The organism is uncultured Cocleimonas sp., assembly GCF_947495625.1.
Taxonomy (GTDB): domain Bacteria; phylum Pseudomonadota; class Gammaproteobacteria; order Thiotrichales; family Thiotrichaceae; genus Cocleimonas.
Genome location: NZ_CANLZW010000065.1, coordinates 1 through 6,360, shown reverse-complemented (window position 1 = coordinate 6,360; position 6,360 = coordinate 1). Strand labels below are relative to the sequence as shown.

Sequence of the window (6,360 nt, the reverse complement as noted above, 5' to 3'; positions counted from 1 at the left end):
AGTTTACGGCAACTTACCCTTTCCTTAGATTGTTTCAAAGAATTGCATTTAGTTGTTGAATTCACCGGGTGTCAATTTAATCCGCTAATTTGGGTAGAAATGATGTGTCTACGTAATATATTTTCGGGTTATTTCTATCAATGAGAACTGTTATTTCATCTGTGTTGATATGATTCGTGGGGTCAAACCATAAGTTTTCACTTTTAAAAATATGCAATTCTGATGTCATTGGATTTTTCCATTGTGCATAAATTTGATAGGGATTACTTTTGTTAACGGCTAACATTCTATTTCTTTCAACACTTTGAAATTTAGCTTTAACAGGTGTTCCTTTTAATTTTAAGTACTCTATATTTTTGTTTTTTCGGTATTTCATAAAGAGCATGGCAGCCCCAATCAGGGTAAATATTACGCCCATTAAGCCTAAAATAATTGCGGGACCCCACAAATAGAAGAACCCATTTATTTTGGCTTTTTGCGGAAAGGATTCATCATAGAATACTTCAACGATCTCTCCTTTAGAATAAGATGGCGGCTTAGAACCGGTTGAAGAGGTGAACTCTATTCGCTTACCCGCTGGTGTTTTAAATTCAACGACGGGTTTGTAGGTATAACTGCTGCTACTTGAGGAACTGTTAGAAGATTTGGAACGGACCAGTTCTATGACCGTTCCTTGGGCGGACAGTGCGCCTTTTAAAAATGTCTGGGTGCTCGTATAAAAATAAAATGCGCCAGCTAGTAAGGCTAAACCGATAGGTAAAAAGATATATTTTAGCATTTTCATCGTTGGCTACACCTTGTCTGGTTGTTTACATTACAGGGATATGATGAGGCATTTGTTGTTATATACGTTTATTAAATACCTGACTAATTAAAAATAACATAGATGCCGCTACCACTATCGATGGTCCTGCGGGTGTGTCCCAAATGAATGAGGCGCTTAAGCCTAAAATCACCGAAATCCAGCCAGCGACAATAGCGAGCATCGCCATTTGTTCGGGTGTTTTAGAAAACTGTCGGGCGGTTGCTGCAGGTATGATTAATAGCGATGTGATCAATAACGCCCCGATTATTTTCATCGCAATCGCGACTAAAACGGCGATTAAAAGCGTGTAGATTGCGCTAATTAACGAGATGTTTACACCTTCTACCAAGGCCAGTTCTTCGTGCACGGTTAGCGATAGTAACGGTTTCCAGATGGCGATTAGCACAGCAAGAACCACCCCCACACTTATAGCGATTAATCCTAAATCTGACCAGGTAACGGCGAGTATGTCGCCGAATAACCAGGCGTTTAAATCGACTCGCATACCATGTACAAAACTGATTAATACTAAACCCAGTGATAGTGCGCTGTGTGAAATAATACCGAGTAGGGCATCGCTACCAAGGCGTTTTTGCCGTTGCGAAAGTATCAATAAGGCGGCGACCATTAATGTAGAAATCAGAATGCCAAGATTCACATTGATCGACATTAACATGCCGAGTGCTACGCCCAATATGGCTGAATGCGAAAGCGTATCTCCAAAGTACGCCATTCGACGCCAAAGAAGAAATGCACCAAGTGGTCCGGCAATTAATGCAATCGCGAGGCCTGCGAGAATCGCACGAACTAAAAAATCATCCATGCGTATCTTTTCCATTTTGATCGATGCTAATTTCAGCGTGCTTATGTTCAGTGTGATTGTGATCAGCATGCTTACATTCACCAACAACCACATCACCATTTAATTCATGACAATGATTGTGGTGGTGGGTGTATACAGCCAAACCTTCAGTGGGAAGGTCACCAAATAAACGCTGGAATTCTGGGTGCTTGCTGACATCATCAGGTTGTCCGCTACAGCAAATGTGTTGATTTAAACACAGTACCTGATCTGTTTTTTGCATCACTAAATGCAAATCATGCGACACCATTAGAACGCCAAAGCCATATTTGTCTTTTAATGCGGCGATTTGCTCATAAAGTTCTGCCTGACCAGTAACATCGACCCCCTGTGCAGGCTCATCGAGTATCAATAATTCGGGTTTACGCAATAGCGCACGTGCTAATAATACGCGCTGAAATTCACCGCCTGATAATTGTTGAATCGCTTGTTTTGCAAGGTGTTTAACGCCGGTTTCTTCAAGCGAATCTTTGGCTTTTGCGGTATTGCTAAATGATCTGGAAGATAGCGATACAAAGCGCTCTACGGTTAATGGCAACAGCGAATCGATAGACATTTTCTGTGGCACATAACCGATGCGTAATTTAGGTTTACGGTACACCTCCCCACTTTCAGGGGTTTCTAATCCTAATAGAATTCGAATCAGTGTAGATTTACCGGCACCATTTGGTCCAATTACGGTCAGAATTTTTCCTGCTTGCAAAGTTAGGCTAACATCATGCAGAATCGTCTTCCCCTGCAGACTTAGGTTGATATGCTCTAGCGAAGCCAGTAACTCATCAAGCTTTGGTTTATTAAGTTTATCAACATTATTATTTTGGATAGGATCAGACATGCGCGGTATTGTACTCTTTTTTTTGCTTTCTGGAATGCTCACTGCGTGTGGAAACAATGGGGGTGATAAAGAAGCAGCAGAAAATAAAACAGATTCTGAATCCTCGCAAGTATCCAAACCACTGCAAATTGTCACTACTATAAAACCAGTGCAATCGATTGTTTTAGCGATTTTAGGGGATCAATTAGAGAATCAAGCGAGTAGTTTTCAGCTGATTCCGGATTATTCATCGCCACATACAGCGACCTTTAAGCCATCTGATATTCGCCAGGTATCACAGGCTGATATTATTTTTCGTATCGATGAGCACATGGAAGTGATGCTTAACCCTTTATTAGAAAAGCATAAAGATAAGCTCATTTCGTTGGCAGAAATGGAGGGTGTGGCGTTAATTGATTGGGATAGGCTAAGGAAAGCCAAAAACGAAATCTTAAAAAATAAACCTGAAAATTTTGGTTTCGCAAACCATGAAGGACACGATCATGGGGAGCAAGAGCTACACGAAGGTCATGTAGATGGCGATGAGCATGAATCTCATAAAGCTAAAGCCGAAGAGGAAGCGGATACTCAAACGGAAGTGGTAGCAGATAAAGCGGTAAATGAGGCAAAAGGCGAAGAAAAGCCAGATCACGCCATTCATAATCACTCAAAACAAGATATGCATATCTGGACATCACCTAAAAATGCGATGTTAATGGCGAAAAAAATCACGCAAGAGCTGTCTAAACTAGATCCCAAAAATCAAAAAATATACGAAAAAAATCTGAATGATTTTGACATCAAGCTGGGGCAAGAATCTATGCAGATTAGTCAGCAGTTAAATGGAAAGTCTGGCATTCCGTATATTGTGTTTCATAATTCATGGCAGTATTTTTCTCATGAATTTGGACTGGCTGATCCCATCGTTCTTAATGTGCATGAAGGTTTAAGCAGTGGGGCTAAAAAGCTGAGTGAAACACGTGAATTGATTGAGGATTTAAATATACATTGTGTGTTTACAGACCCTGAAATAGCCCAATCACAAGTCGATACTTTGCTTTCGAATCAGTCTGCTGAGGCAGGTAAAAAAATAAAGGTTGTGGAAATTGATGTGCTGGGAAGGAAAACAGAGCCAAACCAAGATGCATATCTTGGCTGGCTCAACAATATGGGCAAAGCCATATCAGATTGCTTGCAATAGTATCGAATGGGAGAAGCAACTATTGCCAGCGTTACTTTCTTTAAAAGCAGAGACTACTAGCAACTACCAACGTAGCTCTACTGGAAATGGAGAAAGGTAACGCTGTTTAGCAATATAGTCATTAGGGTGCTTCGAAAAGTGATGCTTGAGCAATGTAAGTGGCATCACTAATGGCACTTCGCCTTTTTGAAAAGACATAATGCTGTTTAGTAATTCCTGGCGATCATCGCTATCAATCTGCTTTCTTAAATAACCCATAATGTGCTGTAACGCATTGGTATGACGTTTACGGTCAGGTTGCTTCTTTAATACCTGCATTGCTAACGTAATATACGCTTCAGCTAATTCATTAATATCTTCGCTTCCAGCTTTGGCAACCATCTGGCCTAATTCACGAGCAACGTGCTGGTTATGTGCCATAAACAGATATTTTTGCTGGGCATGAAAATTCACTAGACCACGTGGTGTCATACCTTCTTTAATCATATTCTGCCAATCGTTGTACAAATAAACACGTGTAAGGAAGCTTTCACGAAGATTCACGTCATTCAATCGGCCTTCTTCTTCCATTGGCATGTGTGGGAAGTGTTCTTTAATGACTGCTGCGTATATGCCCACGCCATCTTTGTGTACGAAGTGACCTTCAGGGTTATACACCTTTACGCGTTCCATACCGCAGCTAGGCGAATCTTTCTTGAAAATGTAACCACTGATGTCTGATAGATAATTTTTAGCAATCATCTCTGAATATTCATGCAGTTCATTGGTGTAATCTAATTCGTTATTCTTTACATCAACCGCATATGCTTTTTTACCGTCTTCATCAGACTTACGAACTAAGCGTATAGGTTTGCGGGGGATGCCCATTCCGATAGCCACTTCAGGGCAGAATGTCTGGAAATTAAAAAAGCGTGCTAAGGTGTTTTGAATGTACTGACTACGCTTGTGTCCGCCATCGAAGCGAACCTCATTGCCAAGAAGGCAACTACTGATACCGAGTTTTAGTTTTGGAAAATTTTTATTAGTAAGCATTTTCAGTCTCCTGAATTAGGTTGTTTTGAAACATTGTACATAATTATACATAAGTTGTACAACTATTTTAAAATAGTTGTACAATACTAGCCAAGCAGAAGTATACATATTCAATAATTCAGCATCATTAGATGCTTATGAGGAAAGAACTTATGGTGGTTACAACCGGTATCGTTTGGTTTAGGCAAGATTTACGTTTATCAGATAACGCTGCATTACTGCATGCATGCAACGAATGTAATGTGGTTATCCCATTATTCATTGACGATCCCATGGATCAGAGCATTAGTAGTATCGGTGGTGCAAGTCGTGTCTGGTTGCATCGCAGCTTAGAGAGTTTGTCTGCAGACTTGGTTGCGAAAAAATCGAAACTGATTTTTAGAGAAGGTAATCCACTTGAGGTTTTAAACGAACTTATCAGTGAAACTGGCGCGACTAATCTCTATTGGAATCGTTGTTACGAACCGAAAGTGATTAAACGCGATGAAGAGATTAAATCTACATTAAGTCAGCAGTTAGCCATTAAAAGTTTTACAGGGAATTTATTACTAGAGCCTTGGGAGGTTTTGAAGCAGGACGATACACCGTATCGAGTATTTACCCCTTACTGGAAAGCATTAGTACAGAAACTTGTTCTTACAGCGCCGTATGAAACACCAACGGACTTTAAACCTTTAGCAAAATGGCCAAACTCATTAGAGCTATCTCAACTCAACCTTCTTCCTCAACAACCTATTCCAAGATGGGATGAGGCAATGATGGCGCACTGGAAAGTAGGTGAAGATGCTGCACACGATGTACTGCATGAATTTTTAGAAGATGGCGTACAAAACTACAAAGAAAGGAGGGATTTCCCTGCAATTGGCGGCACTTCTCTACTTTCGCCACATTTGCATTTTGGTGAAATCAGCCCATTACAGGTATTTCATTACAGCAATATGCATAAAGCACAGAACCCACATCATGATCATGGCGTGGGTCATATTTTACGCCAAGTCGTATGGCGCGAGTTTGCTTACGCATTGTTGTATCACTTTCCACAAACAGTCACAGATCCACTTTTCGAAAAATACAAAGGGTTTGAATGGCGAAACAATGACGATGAATTAAAACGCTGGCAACAAGGGAATACAGGATTTCCCATTATTGATGCGGGTATGCGAGAGCTTTGGCAAACAGGTTATATGCACAACCGTGTGAGGATGATTGTGGCTTCTTTCTTAACCAAAAACTTATTGATTCACTGGCACAAAGGCGAAGAATGGTTTCGTGATACCTTGGTTGATGCGGATATCGCCAATAATACCATGGGCTGGCAATGGGTGGCTGGCAGTGGCGCGGATGCTGCACCCTATTATCGAATCTTTAACCCTGTGTTACAAAGTAATAAATTCGATGGGAAAGGCGAATATATACGTCGCTGGGTTCCAGAGCTGAGTAAACTGGATAATAAATCTATCCACCAACCCACGGCGGAACAGGCGAAGGAATGTAATTATCCTGAAGCGATGGTTGATTTGAAAGCCACCAGAGAACGTGCGCTGGATAGATATTCACAGATTAAATAGAAAGTCACCCCCACTGCTGTCCCATAGTTATTCAAACTAAAGAAAGCCTGAACTTCAATTGTTATAATGTTTGTACCA

At 40.8% G+C, this 6,360-nt stretch carries 6 protein-coding genes; 2 read left to right on the top strand and 4 right to left on the bottom strand.

Features of this window, described 5'->3' with window-relative positions; genetic code table 11:
* Window positions 1–76 precede the first annotated feature (76 nt).
* Genes Q1A31_RS20795 through znuC form a run of 3 tightly spaced genes read right to left on the bottom strand, consistent with a single transcriptional unit; the run spans window position 77 to window position 2,502 of the window.
* Window positions 77–784: a DUF3592 domain-containing protein gene (locus tag Q1A31_RS20795; RefSeq protein ID WP_299881707.1), complete on the bottom strand. Its 708-nt coding sequence runs from the start codon at window positions 782–784 to the stop codon at window positions 77–79.
* A 58-nt stretch (window positions 785–842) separates the two neighbouring features.
* On the bottom strand, window positions 843–1,628 hold the full coding sequence (locus Q1A31_RS20790) for a metal ABC transporter permease (protein WP_299881704.1): 786 nt from the start codon (window positions 1,626–1,628) through the stop codon (window positions 843–845).
* Window positions 1,621–2,502, bottom strand: coding sequence for a zinc ABC transporter ATP-binding protein ZnuC (gene znuC / locus Q1A31_RS20785; RefSeq protein ID WP_299881701.1), 882 nt, complete (start codon window positions 2,500–2,502; stop codon window positions 1,621–1,623). Before znuC ends, Q1A31_RS20790 begins: the two co-directional genes overlap by 8 nt.
* Here znuC and Q1A31_RS20780 point away from each other — a divergent pair.
* Window positions 2,501–3,682 carry a metal ABC transporter solute-binding protein, Zn/Mn family gene (locus Q1A31_RS20780; protein WP_299881698.1) on the top strand — a complete coding sequence of 394 codons (1,182 nt, stop codon included), beginning with the start codon at window positions 2,501–2,503 and terminating at the stop codon, window positions 3,680–3,682. The two genes, znuC and Q1A31_RS20780, sit on opposite strands and share 2 nt — an antisense overlap.
* Before the next feature lie 63 nt (window positions 3,683–3,745).
* Here Q1A31_RS20780 and Q1A31_RS20775 read toward each other — a convergent pair whose 3' ends face one another.
* Window positions 3,746–4,714 (bottom strand): DUF523 and DUF1722 domain-containing protein, encoded by a 969-nt coding sequence (locus Q1A31_RS20775; protein ID WP_299881693.1) that lies wholly within the window; start codon window positions 4,712–4,714, stop codon window positions 3,746–3,748.
* A gap of 152 nt (window positions 4,715–4,866) precedes the next feature.
* Here Q1A31_RS20775 and Q1A31_RS20770 point away from each other — a divergent pair, with 152 nt between their 5' ends.
* The gene (locus Q1A31_RS20770; protein ID WP_299881691.1) at window positions 4,867–6,282 is read left to right on the top strand and encodes a deoxyribodipyrimidine photo-lyase; all 1,416 of its coding nucleotides are present in this window, start codon (window positions 4,867–4,869) and stop codon (window positions 6,280–6,282) included.
* The last annotated feature ends 78 nt before the right edge of the window (window positions 6,283–6,360 follow it).

What these genes read in the sequence shown, in the direction of transcription:
- Q1A31_RS20795 (WP_299881707.1), bottom strand. Translation starts at nt 784, where the DNA reads ATGAAAATGCTAAAATATATCTTTTTACCTATCGGTTTAGCCTTACTA.
- Q1A31_RS20790 (WP_299881704.1), bottom strand. Translation starts at nt 1,628, where the DNA reads ATGGATGATTTTTTAGTTCGTGCGATTCTCGCAGGCCTCGCGATTGCA.
- Q1A31_RS20780 (WP_299881698.1), top strand. Translation starts at nt 2,501, where the DNA reads ATGCGCGGTATTGTACTCTTTTTTTTGCTTTCTGGAATGCTCACTGCG.
- znuC (WP_299881701.1), bottom strand. Translation starts at nt 2,502, where the DNA reads ATGTCTGATCCTATCCAAAATAATAATGTTGATAAACTTAATAAACCA.
- Q1A31_RS20775 (WP_299881693.1), bottom strand. Translation starts at nt 4,714, where the DNA reads ATGCTTACTAATAAAAATTTTCCAAAACTAAAACTCGGTATCAGTAGT.
- Q1A31_RS20770 (WP_299881691.1), top strand. Translation starts at nt 4,867, where the DNA reads ATGGTGGTTACAACCGGTATCGTTTGGTTTAGGCAAGATTTACGTTTA.